General features: G+C 69.9%; 20 protein-coding genes. 19 read left to right on the top strand and 1 reads right to left on the bottom strand.

What is annotated here, in order from left to right; translation table 11 throughout:
* Positions 1-3 precede the first annotated feature (3 nt).
* Entirely contained in the window at positions 4-486 is a 483-nt protein-coding gene (gene flgN / locus JOE67_RS12105) for a flagellar export chaperone FlgN (RefSeq protein ID WP_204975801.1), read from the bottom strand.
* Between the two features lie 191 nt (positions 487-677).
* On the opposite strand from flgN, the gene JOE67_RS12100 reads away from it, so the two are divergent.
* The 19 genes from JOE67_RS12100 to JOE67_RS12010 all read left to right on the top strand — a co-directional run bounded on the left by JOE67_RS12100 (position 678) and on the right by JOE67_RS12010 (position 15,742).
* On the top strand, positions 678-1,484 hold the full coding sequence (locus tag JOE67_RS12100; protein WP_204975800.1) for a sigma-70 family RNA polymerase sigma factor: 807 nt from the start codon (positions 678-680) through the stop codon (positions 1,482-1,484).
* 88 nt (positions 1,485-1,572) lie between these two features.
* On the top strand, positions 1,573-2,448 hold the full coding sequence (locus JOE67_RS12095; protein ID WP_274606823.1) for a flagellin N-terminal helical domain-containing protein: 876 nt from the start codon (positions 1,573-1,575) through the stop codon (positions 2,446-2,448).
* A 69-nt stretch (positions 2,449-2,517) separates the two neighbouring features.
* Positions 2,518-3,897, top strand: coding sequence for a flagellar filament capping protein FliD (gene fliD, locus JOE67_RS12090; RefSeq protein ID WP_204975799.1), 1,380 nt, complete (start codon positions 2,518-2,520; stop codon positions 3,895-3,897).
* 1 nt (position 3,898) lies between these two features.
* Positions 3,899-4,303, top strand: a complete 405-nt coding sequence (fliS, locus tag JOE67_RS12085) for a flagellar export chaperone FliS (RefSeq protein WP_204975798.1) — start codon at positions 3,899-3,901, stop codon at positions 4,301-4,303.
* Positions 4,300-4,566, top strand: a complete 267-nt coding sequence (locus JOE67_RS12080; protein ID WP_204975797.1) for a hypothetical protein — start codon at positions 4,300-4,302, stop codon at positions 4,564-4,566. Before fliS ends, JOE67_RS12080 begins: the two co-directional genes overlap by 4 nt.
* Positions 4,567-4,675: 109 nt before the next feature.
* A complete protein-coding gene (locus JOE67_RS12075) occupies positions 4,676-5,017 on the top strand; it encodes a flagellar basal body protein (protein WP_204975796.1) in 342 nt (113 codons plus the stop codon).
* Entirely contained in the window at positions 5,014-5,406 is a 393-nt protein-coding gene (locus JOE67_RS12070; RefSeq protein WP_204975795.1) for a flagellar basal body rod protein FlgC, read from the top strand. The genes JOE67_RS12075 and JOE67_RS12070 overlap by 4 nt, the downstream gene beginning before the upstream one ends.
* Positions 5,406-5,708, top strand: coding sequence for a flagellar hook-basal body complex protein FliE (gene fliE, locus JOE67_RS12065; RefSeq protein ID WP_204975794.1), 303 nt, complete (start codon positions 5,406-5,408; stop codon positions 5,706-5,708). Before JOE67_RS12070 ends, fliE begins: the two co-directional genes overlap by 1 nt.
* Positions 5,708-7,342 carry a flagellar basal-body MS-ring/collar protein FliF gene (fliF, locus tag JOE67_RS12060; RefSeq protein ID WP_204975793.1) on the top strand — a complete coding sequence of 545 codons (1,635 nt, stop codon included), beginning with the start codon at positions 5,708-5,710 and terminating at the stop codon, positions 7,340-7,342. Before fliE ends, fliF begins: the two co-directional genes overlap by 1 nt.
* A complete protein-coding gene (fliG, locus tag JOE67_RS12055) occupies positions 7,339-8,337 on the top strand; it encodes a flagellar motor switch protein FliG (RefSeq protein ID WP_204975792.1) in 999 nt (332 codons plus the stop codon). The genes fliF and fliG overlap by 4 nt, the downstream gene beginning before the upstream one ends.
* Positions 8,327-8,932: a FliH/SctL family protein gene (locus tag JOE67_RS12050; protein ID WP_204975791.1), complete on the top strand. Its 606-nt coding sequence runs from the start codon at positions 8,327-8,329 to the stop codon at positions 8,930-8,932. The genes fliG and JOE67_RS12050 overlap by 11 nt, the downstream gene beginning before the upstream one ends.
* On the top strand, positions 8,929-10,224 hold the full coding sequence (locus JOE67_RS12045) for a FliI/YscN family ATPase (RefSeq protein WP_204975790.1): 1,296 nt from the start codon (positions 8,929-8,931) through the stop codon (positions 10,222-10,224). The genes JOE67_RS12050 and JOE67_RS12045 overlap by 4 nt, the downstream gene beginning before the upstream one ends.
* Positions 10,221-10,643, top strand: coding sequence for a flagellar export protein FliJ (locus JOE67_RS12040; protein ID WP_204975789.1), 423 nt, complete (start codon positions 10,221-10,223; stop codon positions 10,641-10,643). Before JOE67_RS12045 ends, JOE67_RS12040 begins: the two co-directional genes overlap by 4 nt.
* Positions 10,640-12,043, top strand: a complete 1,404-nt coding sequence (locus JOE67_RS12035) for a flagellar hook-length control protein FliK (protein ID WP_204975788.1) — start codon at positions 10,640-10,642, stop codon at positions 12,041-12,043. Before JOE67_RS12040 ends, JOE67_RS12035 begins: the two co-directional genes overlap by 4 nt.
* 15 nt (positions 12,044-12,058) lie before the next feature.
* Positions 12,059-12,484: a flagellar hook assembly protein FlgD gene (locus JOE67_RS12030; protein WP_204975787.1), complete on the top strand. Its 426-nt coding sequence runs from the start codon at positions 12,059-12,061 to the stop codon at positions 12,482-12,484.
* A 10-nt stretch (positions 12,485-12,494) separates the two neighbouring features.
* Positions 12,495-13,652 carry a flagellar hook protein FlgE gene (locus JOE67_RS12025; RefSeq protein WP_204975786.1) on the top strand — a complete coding sequence of 386 codons (1,158 nt, stop codon included), beginning with the start codon at positions 12,495-12,497 and terminating at the stop codon, positions 13,650-13,652.
* 208 nt (positions 13,653-13,860) lie between these two features.
* Complete coding sequence (locus JOE67_RS12020; RefSeq protein WP_204975785.1) at positions 13,861-14,085, top strand: flagellar FlbD family protein; 225 nt, start codon at positions 13,861-13,863, stop codon at positions 14,083-14,085.
* Positions 14,085-14,936 carry a motility protein A gene (locus JOE67_RS12015; RefSeq protein ID WP_204975784.1) on the top strand — a complete coding sequence of 284 codons (852 nt, stop codon included), beginning with the start codon at positions 14,085-14,087 and terminating at the stop codon, positions 14,934-14,936. Before JOE67_RS12020 ends, JOE67_RS12015 begins: the two co-directional genes overlap by 1 nt.
* Complete coding sequence (locus tag JOE67_RS12010) at positions 14,933-15,742, top strand: flagellar motor protein MotB (protein ID WP_204975783.1); 810 nt, start codon at positions 14,933-14,935, stop codon at positions 15,740-15,742. The genes JOE67_RS12015 and JOE67_RS12010 overlap by 4 nt, the downstream gene beginning before the upstream one ends.
* Positions 15,743-15,790 lie beyond the last annotated feature (48 nt).

The following is a 15,790-nucleotide window of genomic DNA, read 5'->3' as shown; positions in this document are numbered from 1 at the left end:
TCCTCACATCTCCGTGTCGATGATGCGCGCGGAGTCCTCGCGCGCGCGCTCACCGTGGGTGGTGTACTCGCCGGTGTCGTCACCGAGGCCGGCGATCGTCTCCTGCGTGGCCCGCATGACCGCGCGCAGCTGCTCTGAGTTCGCGTCGCGCAGGCGGCCGATCTCATCGGTCAGCTTCGTCAGCGCGTTCAGGTGCTCGATGAGGACGTCGCGCCAGGCCCCCTCCGGCGCGCTGTCGATGAGCTGCCTGATGCTGGCACCCTCAGGCGCGCCCCATTCGGCGGCGACGGTCTCGGCCTCGACGACGCGGGCGATCCCGGCCGTGCGGAGTCCATCGAGCACCTGCTCGATCTCACGCGTGGCGAACTGCATCCAGCGTGTGCGGCCGGCGGCGAGCAGAAGCTCCTGCTCCTCGAGCTTGAACAGCAGCAGCTCGAGCAGCTCACGTTCTCGCCATAGCTGCGCAGACAATTCGTTGGCTCCCATTGACTCTCTTCCCCAGTGAGTGACGCGTCGTTCGACCGGTCGACTGCATCTATCGACCGGCGAGCGCAGATCGTTATCCGCGCTGGCATGGGTAGTTCTCCCCATGCCACTATCATTCAGGACATGGTATGGGAGGGGACCCACCATGCAGGAGCAGTCCGTTCCTGTGTTCTACGAGGGGGCCACCAGCCATGACGACGCGTGAAGAGCGCAATCGCCTGATCGAGGAGAACCTGCCGCTGGTGGGTTATCTCGCCTCAGACACCCATGCGCGCGCGACGCACGTGCCGCGTGAAGAACTGGCATCCGCCGGCGCCCTCGCGCTGGTCACGGCGGCCGAGGCGTACGACCCGTCGCTCGGCGTGCCGTTCGGAGCCTACGCCCGTCGGCGCATCCTCGGGGCCTTCGCCGACGAGATGCGGTCGATGGACTGGGCATCCCGGGGCATCCGCCGACGCATCAAAGAGACCACAGCGGTGCAGGACACCCTGTCTTCGGGCCTCGGCCGTCCGGCGACCGCCGCAGAGATCGCCACCGCGATGGGCGTCTCCCAGGAAGAGGTGCTGGCGGCTCTCGCCGACGCCACCCGCTCCGTCACGACGCTCGACGACGTGCACGAGTCCGATCTCGCCTCGTACACGCCCCTGCCCGATGAGGCGGCGGCTGTCGCCGAGCGACGAACCGTGCTCGACCACGCGATCAGGGCGCTGCCCGAGCGGATGCGGATGATCGTGCACGCCGTGTACATCGACGAGCGCCCCGTGAAGGAGATCGCCGAGGAGCTGGGCGTATCGCACTCCGCCGTGTCTCAGCAGCGGGCCGAGGCCATCCGCCTGCTCCGCGACGCGCTCGAGCGGTTCTACCGTGACGGCGAGGAGGCCCCGACGACGTCCCGCGTCTCTGCATCGGTGCGAGACGGCTTCTTCGCCCGCATCGCCGAGACCGGCGGGTCGCGCATCGCCCGGGCGCTCGCGGGCTCCGCTTCCATCACCTCCTGACGGCTTACGGCCCGCCTGCGTGCGCCGATAGGTGTGGGTGGAGCCCACGGACGGGCTCCGTACGAATCCCATCACGGAGGAACACACCATGGGTATGCAGATCAACACCAACGTGTCGGCGCTCAACGCCTACCGCAACCTGTCGAACACGCAGAACGACCTGTCGAAGTCGCTCGAGAAGCTCTCGAGCGGATTCCGCATCAACCGCGCTGCCGACGACGCAGCGGGCCTCGCGATCTCCGAGGGCCTGCGCGCGCAGGTCGGCGGTCTGAACGTCGCCGCGCGCAACGCTCAGGACGGCATCTCGGTCATCCAGACCGCAGAAGGCGCCCTGACCGAGGTGCACTCCATCCTGCAGCGCATGCGCGACCTCGCGGTGCAGGCCGGAAGCGACTCGAACAACACCGATTCCCGCACCGCGCTTCAGGGAGAGATCAACGGCCTCGCCTCTGAGCTCAACCGGATCGGCGCGAACACGCAGTTCAACGGCATCAACCTGATGGACGGCGCTGCGCTGTCGTTCCAGGTCGGCGCGAACGGAAACGTCGCCGGCACCGACCTCTCGAACACCATCACCGTCAACCTGGCCGACCTGGCGACCGCCGTCGCCGGTGTCGCGACCCTCGAGTCGACCGGAGCGGACCTCGCTGCGGGCAGCGTCGCGATCGACGTCAGCAGCGCCGCTTCCGCCGCTGCCGGCGTGGAGCTCATCGACGCGGCCATCACCAACGTGTCGACCGCTCGTGCCGACCTCGGTGCGAAGCAGAACCGCTTCGAGTCGACCATCAACAGCCTCAACGTCGCCTCGGAGAACCTCGGCGCAGCCGAGAGCCGCATCCGCGAGACGGACATGGCGTCGGAGATGGTCAAGTTCACGGCGAAGAACATCCTGTCGCAGGCGGGCACCGCCATGCTTGCTCAGGCCAACCAGTCGACCCAGGGCGTGCTGCAGCTGCTGCGCTGATCCTGATCGATCGACTCCGGGTGAGCGACCCGAACGCTCACCCGGAGTCACCCTCTCCGAAAGGCTGGCATGGCACTCTCGCTCGACGGTCTCGTCTCCGGTCTGAAGACGACCGAGCTCATCAAGGCCCTGATGGACGTGCACTCCATCCCGAAGAACCTGCTGAAGTCGAAGATCGCCGACAAGGGCGTCGTCATCTCGAACCTGCAGTCGCTGAACGCCTCTCTGCAGGACCTCGCCGTCAAGGCGAAGAGCGCGAGCGTGCGCGGCGCCATGTCGCAGTTCACCGCGACCTCCTCAGCGAACACCGTGACCGTCACCGCCGGAGCGAACGCCACGGCGGGCTCCGTCGACATCGTCGTCGACAGCGTCGCGGGGCGTCACTCCATCGTCTCCGCACCTCACGCCGCGTGGCCGGACTCCCCGCCGGTCGTCACCCTGCAGAACTCGAAGGGCGAGCGGGTCGAGGTGACGGCCGCGTCGACCTCGATGCAGGATGTGGCGCAGGCGATCAACCGCGCCGGGTTCGGCGTCACCGCCGCGGCCGTGCGGGCCGGGTCCAACGCCGACGGCACTCCCCTGTACCGACTGCAGCTGAACGCCGCAGAGCCGGGAGCGGCTGGGTCGTTCTCCGTGCTCCGCGGCGACATCGCGTCGGTCGAGGCGGGCACAGCCGCCGACATCCTCGCCGACCCGGGCGCGGCGACGGTCTCGACCGGGACGGATGCCCAGGTGCGACTGTGGGCCGGCACCGCCGCCGAGCAGATCGTGACCTCGGCGAACGGCACCTTCACGGATCTTCTCCCCGGCGTCGACGTGACAGTGAGCGCCGCGTCGGCGCAGCCCGTCACCGTCACCGTGACCACCGACGTCGCCGAGCAGGCGAAGGCTCACGAGGCCTTCGTGACGCAGATCGCGAAGATCCTCAGCGGCATCGACAAGGGATCCACGGCGACGGTTCCCACCGGCGGCGGAGCCACCACGCTCGGTGTCTTCACCGGCGACAGCACGGTGCGCTCTCTCCGGCGCTCACTGGCGGATGCGGTGCAGTATCCGGTCGATGGGGTCTCCCCCTCGACCATGGGCATCTCGATCGACAGGTATGGAGTCCTGTCGTTCGACGAGGAGCGCTTCTCGGCGGCACTGGCCGCGGACCCCGCGCAGGTCGCGACCGTCTTCTCGGGGCTCGCCGCCCGTGTGCAGGAGGTCACAGACACCTACTCCGACAAGTACGACGGACTGCTGACCGCACGCATCACCGGTCAGCAGAACGAGGTCGACGTGCTCGGCGAGCAGGTCGAGCGATGGGATGTGCGCCTCGCCCAGCGCAAGGCGTCGCTCGAACGCACCTATGCGCAGCTCGAGGTGCAGCTGTCGCGCATGCAGTCGCAGTCGTCGTACCTGACTTCGCAGCTCGCGGCACTGGCGCCGCAGCAGAAGGGATCCTGACATGAACGCCGCACTCAAGGCACAGCAGCGGTACCGGGAACTGGCCATCCTCTCCGCGGGGCCCGAACGACTGCTGACCATGCTGTACGACCGTCTGCTGCTCGACATCGAACGCGGCGAGGCCGCGCAGCGCGCCTGCGACTGGGCGGAGGCGAACGCTCAGCTGCAGCACGCGCAGTCGATCGTCGCCGAGCTGAACTCGTCGCTCACCGACGCGTGGGAGGGCAGTGCGGGCCTGCGCGGGGTCTACACCTTCCTCACGCAGACCCTCATCGGCGCCAACATCGGCCGCGACCCGGAACGCACGAGGGCCTGCGCAGAGCTGGTCGCTCCGCTGCGTGAAGCGTGGCACGAGGCGGCCGAGGCGATGGTGCCGGCCGAGTCGACGAGCGCCGCCCGGGCATGAGCGCCACGGCATGGGCGGCGCTTCTCGACCGCTTCGAACGCGAGCTCGATGACGGCGAGCTGCTCGATGAGCCCTGGCATCCGCCGACCACGCCGATGCCGGAGGAGGTGGCCGACCGCGCGAGGGCCCTGCTTCTGCGGCAGCAGGAGCGGATCGCCGACATCCGCGGACAGCAGGACGCGATCGCGCATCAGCTGGTCACGTTGCGCCGTGTCCCGGATGCCGGCGCCGGAGCGTCCGCGTATCTCGACGTCGTGGGGTGAACCGCCTAACGAACCTCGGGCAGCAGCCGATAGAGGGTGACGAGCAGGGAGCGCTCGCAAGGATCGGCCACGGATAGGCCTCACCTCACTGACGGATGGAAGCCGGTTCGTGTTCGACTCTGTGACCATGTCCGCGCTCTCGAGCGCGCTCGACGGCCTGTCTCTGCGCCAGCGCGCGATCGCCGACAACATCGCCAATATCAACACCCCTGACTATCACGCCAAGCGCGTGCAGTTCGAAGAGGCTCTGGCTGATGCCGTCAAGGCCGGACACGGTCGGGCATCCGCCACGGTCGGCGAATCGCTCGAGCCGACCCGCCTCAACGGCAACAACGTCAACCTCGACACCGAGACGCTCTCGAGCATCGACACGATGCTCCGCTACCAGTTCGCCACCCAGGCGATCAACGGCTCGTTCTCGTCCCTGCGCGCAGCGATGAGGACCTCATGACCTTCGACGCGATCGGCATCGCCGGCACCGGGCTGACCACGCACCGCAAGTGGCTCGACGCGCTCAGCGACAACATCGCCAACATCAACACCGCGGTCACCCCCGCCGCCCCCGCGTTCCAGGAGCGGTACGTCGTCGTCGAGAACAGCGCCCTGTCGCCGGGGGTGTACGTCGCCGGCACCGAGCTGGGCAGCCCGGAGGGGCGGCTCGTGCACCAGCCGGACCACCCGCTCGCCGATGCGGACGGGTACGTCCGCTACCCCGACATCGACCTCGGCGATCAGATGAGCCAGCTGATCATGGCGCAGCGCGGATATCAGGCCAGCGCCGGCATCGTCGACCGCGTGCGCAACGCGTATGAGGCCGCCCTGCAGATCGGACGCAGCTGATGGATCCCGTCTCCGGAGTCGACGCGCTCTCCTCTGCGCTCCCCTCCTCGCTCCGCGCTGAGCCGGCACCTGCGGGTGGCGGCCCCGCGTTCGCGTCGAGCATCACCGGCGCGATCGACGAGCTGCGCGGACTGCAGTCGCAGTCCGACGCGCTGAAGGTCGCCGCCGTCACGGGTGACCTCGACGACATCCACTCCGCGATGATCGCCTCGACACGCGCCGCCGTGACGCTCGAACTCGTCGCCGCCGTGCGCAACAAGGGCGTCGACGCGTTCAACGAGATCATGCGGATGCAGGCCTGATGCCCACGGCCGTCACGAACATCTTCCAGCGCGCCCGGCGCGCGGTCGCCGGCTTCACGATGGCGCAGCGCACCATCGCGATCATCGGCCTGGCCGTGCTCGCCCTCGGGATCGCCGCGCTGCTCAGCTGGGCCTCGCGCCCCACCATGACGCCGCTGTTCACCGGGCTGAGCGCCTCTGACGCCAACGCCGTCGTCGAGCAGCTGCGCTCGGCATCCGTCTCGTACGAGCTGACCGACGGCGGCGCGACCGTGCTCGTACCCGAATCCGACGTCTACGATCAGCGGCTCGCGGCAGCGGCGTCCGGTCTTCCGAGCGACAGCTCGGACGGGTACTCGCTGCTCGACGACCTCGGTGTGACCACCTCGGAGTTCCAGCAGTCGGTCGCATACAAGCGCGCGATCGAGGGCGAGCTCGCCGCCACGATCTCGTCGCTCAAGGGCATCTCCGCAGCATCGGTTCGCCTGGCCATCCCCGAGGAGAGCGTGTTCGTCTCCGAGACCGTCGACCCGACCGCGTCGGTCTTCGTCGAGACCGGGCGCACATCGCTGTCGCCCACTCAGATCGAGGCGATCGTCCACCTGACCTCCGCTGCGGTGAGCGGACTCAAGCCCGAGAACGTCGCGGTCGTTGACGAGAACGGGCGCACGCTGTCATCGGTCGGGGTCGGAGCCACCGGCGGAGTCGATCGTCAGGCCGGTGACTACGAGGCCAGAGTAGCCGCCAGCGTGCAGGAGCTTCTGGACAAAGTGGTCGGTCCGGGGAACGCCACGGTCACCGTCGCGGCCGAGATCGACAGATCGGTCAACGAGCGGCTCGAGGAGACGTACACCCCCATCGAGGGCGGCGCGTCGTCGTCCGAGCACACGCGCACCGAGACCGGCAGCGGTGGTCAGGGCGGCGCGGGCGTGCTCGGTCCCGACAACATCGCCGTGCCCTCGAACGGCGAAGGCAGCTATGAGGTGACCGAGGAGACCCGCAACAACTACGTGAACAAGGCCACTCAGACGACGAGCACCCCCGCGGGTTCGATCACCCGGCAGTCCATCTCGGTCGCCGTCGACGCCGAGGTCGGAGAGAAGATCGGTGCCGGTCAGCTCAGTGACCTGGTCGCTGCAGCAGCCGGGATCGACCGCACTCGAGGCGACCAGCTGAGCGTCGAGATGGTGCCGTTCAGCGAGCAGGATGCGAAAGCAGCGCAAGCCGCCCTGGATGCGGCGAAGAAGGCCGCCGAGGACGAGCAGCGCATGGCGCTGCTCGGCACCGCGCTGCTGGTCGTCGCCATCGCGGCGCCCCTGCTGGCCGTGGTCGTCTTCCTCATCATCCGCGCACGCCGGAAGGCGCGGCAGCCTGACGAGTTCGATCTGATGTTCGGAGAGCGCGCTGCGTCTGTGGCCGCATACGCCGGCGCCGTGCCGCTCGAGCAGCAGCCGACAGTGCAGCTGCCGCTCACGGCCCCTGAGCCCACCGCCGTGCTGCCGAGCGACGTGCCTCCCGAGCTCGAGATCGAGGCTGAGCCGGCGCAGGTGAGCCTCGAGCGCCGGCGCAGCGAGATCGAGACGCTCAGCCGCCGCGATCCTCAGCGCACCGCCGAGCTGCTGCGCACGATGCTCTCGGACCGGGCGGGCGTATGAAGAACCTGAGCGGACGGCAGAAGGCCGCCGTCGTGCTGATGAACATCGACCGGGCGGCCGCTATCGAGGTCATGAAGCACCTCTCCGAGGCCGAGGCCGAGGCGATCACGGCCGAGATCATCGGCCTGCACAGCCTGGATGCGACCACCACCGCGCAGGCGCTCGGCGACTTCCAGCGCATCGCCGCCGGTCACCTCCCCCCTGGTCGCGGCGGCAGGGACATCGCCGCGACCCTGCTCGAGGCGTCGTTCGGGTCGGAGCGCGCCGCTGCCCTGCTGGGGCGCGTCGGCTCGAGTAACTCCGCCTTCGACTTCCTCTCCGCGGCCGACCCCGCACAGGTGGCCGGCCTGCTCGACGGCGAGCTGCCGCAGACGGTCGCCCTGGTGCTCGCGCACCTGCCCACCGACCGCGCGGCGGCAGTGCTCGCAGCGCTGCCCGAGGCGGCCCGCACCGACGTCGCGCATGCGATCGCCACCATGGGCACCGCGACGCAGGATGCGATCGCGATCGTCGCCGAGTCGCTGAAGGCGCGCACCGGTCTGCTCGCGACCCGCGACGCCCCCGAGCGTCTGGGCGGTGTCGAGCCGCTCGTCGAGATCATCAACCGCTCGGACGCGTCGATCGAGAAGGCGCTGCTCGAGAGCATCGAGAGTCGGGACCGGTCTCTCGCCGACGACATCCGCTCGCGGATGTTCACGTTCGCCGACATCGTGCGTCTCGACGACCGAGACGCGCAGCGCGTGCTGCGCGGCGTCGACATCCGCACCCTCGCACTCGCCCTGAAGGGCGCGAACGAGGGCATCGCCGAGGTGATCCGCCGCAACGTGTCCGAGCGCAATCGCGAGAACCTCGACTTCGAGAGCCGCAGCCTCGGTCCTGTCCGCATCTCGCAGGTCGAGGAGGCACGCGCCGAGATCGTGCACATGCTGCGGGGCATGGAGGCGGCCGGCGAGATCTCGGTGCAGCGCAGCGACGAGGACGAGTATGTCTACTGACGCCTTCGCGCCCGCCGTCTTCCCTCGTCTGCGTGACACCGACTCCGACGCCGAGCGCCGGCGGGCACGGCGGCTCGGGTACGCCGAAGGACATGCCGAAGGATTCCGGGTGGCGAGCGCCGAGGCCGCCGCCGCTGCCGCGCAGGCACGCGCCGAGCACGAGCAGACAGAGGCACAGGCAGCCCGCGCCCTGGCATCCGCCCTCGGTGCCCTCGAGTCCGCAGCAGCCGCGCTCTCCGCACGCGTCACCGAACTCGCACGCGCGGATGAGCAGACGATCTCGGCGCGCGCCGTGGACCTGGCTCAGACGATCGTGGGCGAAGCGCTGATCGACCGCGAGTTCGCGGCGCTGAGCGCCCTGCGCCGGGCGCTGACGGCGAGTGACGGCGAGCGCTCGGTCGAGGTGAGGTTCAGCCCGGCCGACGAGCGGGTCCTGCGCGGACACGGTGCCGTGCCCGCTGGTGTCTCCGTCGCCGTCGATGACGCGCTCACCTCCGGCGACGCCGTGGTCGTCCTGCAGGACGGCATCGTCGACGCGAGGATCGGCGCCGCGCTGGAACGGGCACGCCGTGCGCTCGAGGCGGTATCGCCATGAGCGCCTGGGGAGCAGTGCTCGACGCCGCACGCCCGGAGAGGGTCGGCCGGGTGTCGCGGGTGCGCGGCCTCGGGGTCGACGTGCGCGGCATCGACGGTGCCGTGGGCGATCTGGTCGAGCTCGGCGACGGCGTCGACGCCGAGGTGGTCGCCGCAGGTCCCGACGGACTGAGCTGCATGCCTCTCTCGCCCATGTCGGGGCTCACCCTCGGGATGCCCGTGCGCAGCCGTGGCGGGCGCCTTCGTGTGCCCATCGGGCCCGGACTGCTCGGCCGGGTGCTCGACGGCATGGGGCGTCCGATCGACGGCAAGGGCCCGCTCGATGCGCGGATGGCCGACCTCGACCACGCGCCGCCGTCGATCCTCGGACGCGACCGCATCGAGAGTCCGCTTCCGCTGGGTGTCCGCGCCCTCGACACGCTGATAGCGGTCGGACGCGGGCAGCGCATAGGCCTCTTCGCGGGGTCGGGCGTGGGCAAGTCGTCGCTGCTGTCGATGATCACGCGCGGCACGGAGGCGGATGCCACGGTGATCGCCCTCGTCGGCGAGCGCGGCCGTGAGGTGCGCGAGTTCCTCGAGGACGACCTGGGGCCCGAGGGCCTCGCCCGGTCGGTCGTCGTCGTCTCGACATCGGACCAGCCGGCCATGGCCCGGCTCCGCGCGGCGTACACGGCGACGCGCATCGCCGAGGGGTTCCGCGATGACGGCGCCCACGCGATCATCATGATGGACTCCCTGACGCGCGTGGCGATGGCGCAGCGCGAGATCGGGCTGTCCGCCGGGGAGCCACCGGCCACGCGCGGATACCCGCCATCGACCTTCTCGATCCTGGCCGGGTTGCTCGAGCGAGCGGGCACCGACAGCGGCGGCTCACTGACCGGCATCTACACCGTGCTGGTCGACGGCGACGACCACAACGAGCCCATCGCCGACGCCGTGCGCTCGATCCTCGACGGACACGTGGTGCTCGACCGCTCTCTCGCGCTCTCGGGGCACCACCCCGCGATCGATGTGCTGGCGTCGGTATCGCGTGTGGCGGGCAAGATCACCTCCGCCGAGCAGCGCGCCATGACGAGCACTCTGCGCGCGGTGCTCGCCGCGAGACGCTCCGCGAACGACCTCATCGACATCGGCGCGTACCAGCCCGGGGCGAACCCCAGGGTCGATGCCGCCATCGCGCATGAGCGCGCGATCTCGGACTTCCTGACTCAGCCGCTCGACGAGATCTCTTCGCCCGCCGAGGCGTGGGACCGGCTGCAGCGGATCGTCGCAGGCATCGGAGGTGCATCATGACCCGTTCGTTCTCGCTCGCCGGGCTGCTGCGCGTGCGGTCGATCCAGGAGCGCGCCGCCGCACAGCAGCTGTCGCGCGCCGTCATCGAAGAGAACCAGACCCGCGCGCGTGAGCGGCACCTGCGCGCCGCGCTGGCCGCGACCGACTCGGAGGCCGTCGATGTGCGCTCGCTGGCGGCGATGGCCGCGGCGCGCGTGGCGGGTCGCAGCATGCTCGCAGACCTCGAAACGCTGGCGCAGGCGCAGCGGCAGGCTGTCGATGACGCACAGTCCGCGCACAGCGATGCCCGACGCGAGGTGCGCGGCCTCGACCGGCTCGCAGCCGCGCACGCGTCGCGCATGCGTGCCGACGCGCTCCGCGCCGAGCAGCACGAGCTGGATGAGATGGCGCTGCGCCGCGGGGCCGAGGGCAGCGCATGAGCGCCCTGATCGTCACCGCATCCCCGCCAGCGCCCAGCATCTCGGCGACGCGCGGCGCCGTCGGCGGATCCGCCGAGGACTTCGCCGCGGCCATCCGCGACGCCGCGCCGGATGCCCATCGCAGGCCGGAATCCGCGTCTGACCCGGAGCAGTCCGACACGTCGACGGCCGGCGCGGAGATCGCGACCTCGTGTTCTCCGATGATCGGGGAGGCCCTCGAGCCCGCGCGCACGGATCCGCCGTCTGCTCGCCTGGCTGCAGGAGAGGGTGCCATGGCTGCCGCGGACACGGCCCGCACAGCGCACGCTGATGCCGCGACCGCCCAGGACGGCACGCCCGCTCGGCCGCTCATGCAGGCGGGGCTGCCCGCAGTTGGGCAGGGGCTCCTGGCCGCTCAGGGGCGTGCAGGACTGCCTGCCGCGAGCAACGCCGTCGAGCCCCCGTCGGAGGCTGCGACGGAGGTGTCGATGCCTGGACAGCCCCCGCGAACGGCTGTGCGGCCTGCGAGCGCCGGCGGCACCGCGGTGACAGGCGCGGTGCTCGAGGGCGCGGCTCCCTGGCCTGCTCAGGCGCCCATCTCCGGGCAGCCGATCGCGGCCGTTTCCGACCCGATCCGCGCTGCGGACGCCACCCGCGCTTCTCAACCGGCTGCGCCCGTCGTCGCCGAGAGAAGCACGACCGGCCTGACGCCCGTCGGTGCGCAGCCGGGCGCGAGCGCTGAGCGGACGCGGGGCGCACCTGCCACCGGCCTGAGCACGGGTGCTCGAATCGTGTCGAACACCCCCACGACCCCCGAGCCGCCGCACGCCCCGCGCATCGCGGAGAGCCTCGCCCTCGCGCCGCAGCCCGTCGCGTCGTCTGCCCCCACAGCGGCGTCGAACGCCGCCGAGCCGGCCGCGGCCGGATCGCCGCGCCCAGCCCTGCTGCCACAGGTGACGTCGCCCGTGATCGCCCTCGCTCGGTACCCGCAAGGTCAGCACAGCATCACCCTCACGGTGTCGCCCGAGAACCTCGGGCCCGTCACGGTCCGCGCGCACATCTCCGGCAGCAGCATCCGCCTTGAGCTGCACTCCCCCTCGGATGCCGGACGGGAGGCGCTGCGTGTCATCCTCGCCGACCTACGCCGTGACCTCTCCGTCGCCGCACCAGGAGCATCCGTCGATGTGTCCTCCCGCGACACCGCGTCCGGTTCGTCACCCGATTCCCAGGGGCGATCCGATCCTCAGGGGCGCTTCGAGACGCCAGGCCGCAGCGAGGCGCAGCCACGCGACGACCGGCAGAGCCGAAGCCCCGGCGACGCCCGCGCGGCACCCGGCACGACCCCGGCATCCGCCGCCGACATCCAGCCCCCCACTCTCCTGCACTCACCCGCGCAGCCGCGCATAGACGTGTACGCCTGACCAGAAAGGAGCACGATGCCCTCCGTCGAACCGATCACAGCCACGAGCGGCCTGCACACCGGCAGCACTGCACCACCCGCTGCCCAGAAGAAGGTGCTCGACTCGGAGGTGTTCCTCAAGCTGCTGGTCACCCAGCTGTCGAACCAGGATCCGAGCTCGCCGATGAACACCAACGAGATGATCGCGCAGACCACTCAGCTCGCATCGATGGAGCAGCTCACCCAGCTCACGACGATGACGTCCGAGAGCTTCGCGCTGAGCATGCGCCAGACGGCGGCAGGGCTCATCAGTCGGGAAGCGCAGTACGTCGACGCCGACGGCGTCACCCAGTCCGGCACGGTCACCTCGGTGTCCTTCGCCGGCCCCGTTCCCCTCGTCACCATCGGCGACGAGAACGTCCCGCTCGACGCCATCTCGGGCCTGACCCAGATCTCCTCCTGAAAGGCACACCATGCTCCGCTCGCTCTTCTCCGGCATCTCCGGTCTGCGCACCCACCAGACCATGCTCGACGTCACGGGAAACAACATCGCCAACGTCAACACCGTCGGGTTCAAGTCCTCCGCCGCGCAGTTCCAGGACTCCCTGTCCCAGCTCGTGCAGAACTCGATGGGCCCCGGCACGAACGCCGGCGGGTCGAACCCGGCACAGGTCGGCCTCGGCGTGCAGCTCGCAGGCATCCGCACGAACTTCACCTCCGGCGCCCCGCAGCCGACCGGCGTGCCGACCGACCTGATGATCGCGGGTGACGGCTTCTTCATGCTCCGCTCTGGCGGCGAGACGCTCTACACCCGCAACGGAGGGTTCTCCTTCGACGCAGCCGGGCGCCTCACGAGTGCCGACGGCGCGCTCGTGCAGGGGTGGACCGCGCAGGACGGCGTGGTCACGGGCGGACAGGCGCTCGGCAGCATCACCCTGCCTGTCGGCGCCGTGGCACCTGCAGTCACCACCACCCGCGCCGGCGCCACAGGCAACCTTCCGGCCGAGACCGCCGTGGGCGAGCAGCTCATCCGCGACATCCAGGTCTACGACGCCGGCGGGGCATCGACCACACTGCGGATGACATTCACCCGCACAGGCACCGGCTGGGACATCGCGAGCGGGGGCAGCAGCGTGTCGCTGACTCTTGCAGACGGCGAGCTCAGCGGCCCGACGGAACTCGTCTCCAACGGCATCACCGTCGACCTGTCGAAGCTCACCGGCTTCAGCAAGGTCAGCACCGTCGCACTGAGCGAGCAGGACGGCCGCCCCGCCGGCACCCTCTCCTCCTATGCGCTCACCGAGGACGGCAGCCTCATGGGCACGTTCAGCAACGGCGAGACGCGCGTGCTCGCGCGTCTCGCGCTCGCCGGCTTCACCAACCCGGGCGGACTCGAGAAGGCGGGCTCGTCGCAGTTCCGCCCGACCGCCAACTCCGGCCAGGTGACGGTCGGGCAAGCCGGTCAGGATGGCCTCGGCGGGATCATCAGCGGCGCACTCGAGATGTCGAACGTCGACCTCTCGCAGGAGTTCACGAACCTCATCGTGGCGCAGCGCGGATTCCAGGCGAACGCTCGCATCATCACCACCAGCGACGAGGTGCTGCAGGAACTCACGAACCTCAAGCGCTGACCAGCCGACCGGCGTCCGCTCCCCTTTCGCAGGCCCCGTGCCGCAGCCCTTCCCCTGAAGAGGCCGCGCACGGGGCCTGCGACCGCATGCGGGTGGCTGCTCTGCGCTAACGCGATGCCCGCGAGTGCCGACAGTCACTGGCGACGGACCAGGATGGGCCGTCTTCGCACCGGCTCCGCGCCGGGGCCGATCTTCCAGGATGGAGCTCATGATCGTCGTCACGCGCCTGAACCTCAGCAGGTTCGCGGTCAACCCCGACCTGATCGAACGGGTGCAGGCCTCCCCTGACACCACGATCGTCATGGTCGACGGTGCGCGTTTCGTCGTGCGGGAGACCATGGAGGAGCTGATCGCGCAGATCACCGCGTTCCGCGCATCCGTCCTCGCACAGGCTTCCCGTCTCTCATCCGCACAGCAGGCGGAGGGACTCTGATGGACATCGGACTCATCCTCGGCCTCCTTCTCGCCTTCGGCTCGCTGCTCGCCATGATCAACATGGAGGGCGCGTCGGTCACGGCTCTTCTCCTCCCTGCGCCGATGGTGCTCGTGTTCGGCGGCACCATCGCGGTCGGCATCGCCAGCGGCACGGTGCGCGACTTCCTGCACGCACTGGCCGCGCTGCCGCGCGCGTTCCGCGGAGAGCGACGCACCGCGCACGGCGTGATCGGCACCGTGGTCGGCCATGCCGAGAAGGCGCGCACAGAGGGCCTGCTCTCCCTCGAGCAGGGCGTCCCCGACGAGAAGGACCCGTTCCTGCGCCAGGCGCTGCAGAGCATCGCCGACGGGATCGACGCCGAAGACCTGCGCATCCTCCTCGAAGACGAGATCGCATCAGCAGCCGCCCGCAACCGGACCGCGTCTCGGTTCTTCATGACTCTCGGAGGCTTCGCCCCCACTGTCGGCATCATCGGCACCGTCGTGTCGCTCACGCACGTGCTCGAGAAGCTCGACGAGCCCGACACCCTCGGACCCATGATCGCCGCCGCCTTCGTCGCCACCCTGTGGGGCCTGCTGTCGGCGAACTTCATCTGGCTGCCGATCGGCGGCCGCCTGCAGCGGCTCGGCGAGCTGGAGCTGGAGCGCATGACCGTGCTCATGGAGGGCATGCTCGCCGTGCAGGCCGGCGCGGCTCCGGCTCATGTCGAAGAGCGCCTCCGCGCGCTGGTGTCCGACTCCGGCGGCGGCAAGCGCGGCAAGAGCGACAAGAGCGACAAGCGCAAGGCCGAGAAGAAGGGCCGCGACGACAGCGAGGGCGTGTCGCCGTTCGCCGAGGTCGGCTTGTGAGCGTCCGCCGACGCCGGCGGATAGAGCCCGAGGGTCACTCGGGCCCTGACGAGCGGTGGATGGCGTCGTACCTCGACATGATCACCGTGCTCATGTGCATGTTCATCGTGCTCTTCGCCATGTCGTCCGTCGACCAGGAGAAGTTCGAAGCGCTGAGCGCCTCGCTGGCGACCGGATTCGGGCAGGAGAAGACCGACGAGGTCGACACGTCGCAGGGGGTCGTGGTGCCGGCAGACATGCTCGACGAGAAGAGCGAGGGCTTCGCCGACGTGGAGCTGTCGGCTGCGCAGAAGGAGTTCGATGATCTGTCGGCGCTGCGCGACCGCATCCGCGACGCTCTCGCCCAGCGCGGTCTGGCAGACGCCGCCACGTTCACGATCGACTCGCGCGGACTCACCGTGAGCCTCGTGAGCGCAGAGACGTTCTTCGCCACGAACAGCACCGTCCTCGCCCCCGCGGCCGTCGAGATCCTGGATGCCCTCGGCTCGGTGCTCGTCACCATCCCGAACCAGATCTCCGTCGAGGGGCACGCCGACAGCAGGCAGTCCGTCGCCCCCTTCGCGACGAACTGGGAGCTGTCGGCCGGTCGCTCCACCCAGGTGCTTCGTCACCTCGTCGAGTCGGGTGGTATCGACCCCGCCGTCATCCAGTCGGTCGGTTTCGGCGACGCGCGGCCCGTGGTGAAGGGGGCGAGCCCCGAAGCGCTCGCGAAGAACAGGCGAGTCGACGTCGTCGTGCTCTCGGATGCCGACGAGGAGGTGCGACAGCTGCTTCCGGCTCTGCAGGCGACAGCGCCCTCCCGCTGATCCATCGTTCTGCTTACGCGCTCAGATCACCGCCCGATAGTCGGGGGC

Source organism: Microbacterium esteraromaticum (assembly GCF_016907315.1).
In the GTDB taxonomy this organism is placed as follows: domain Bacteria; phylum Actinomycetota; class Actinomycetes; order Actinomycetales; family Microbacteriaceae; genus Microbacterium; species Microbacterium esteraromaticum.
The sequence above is the reverse complement of the archived record's forward strand: the minus strand, read 5'-3'. Positions and strand labels throughout refer to the sequence as shown.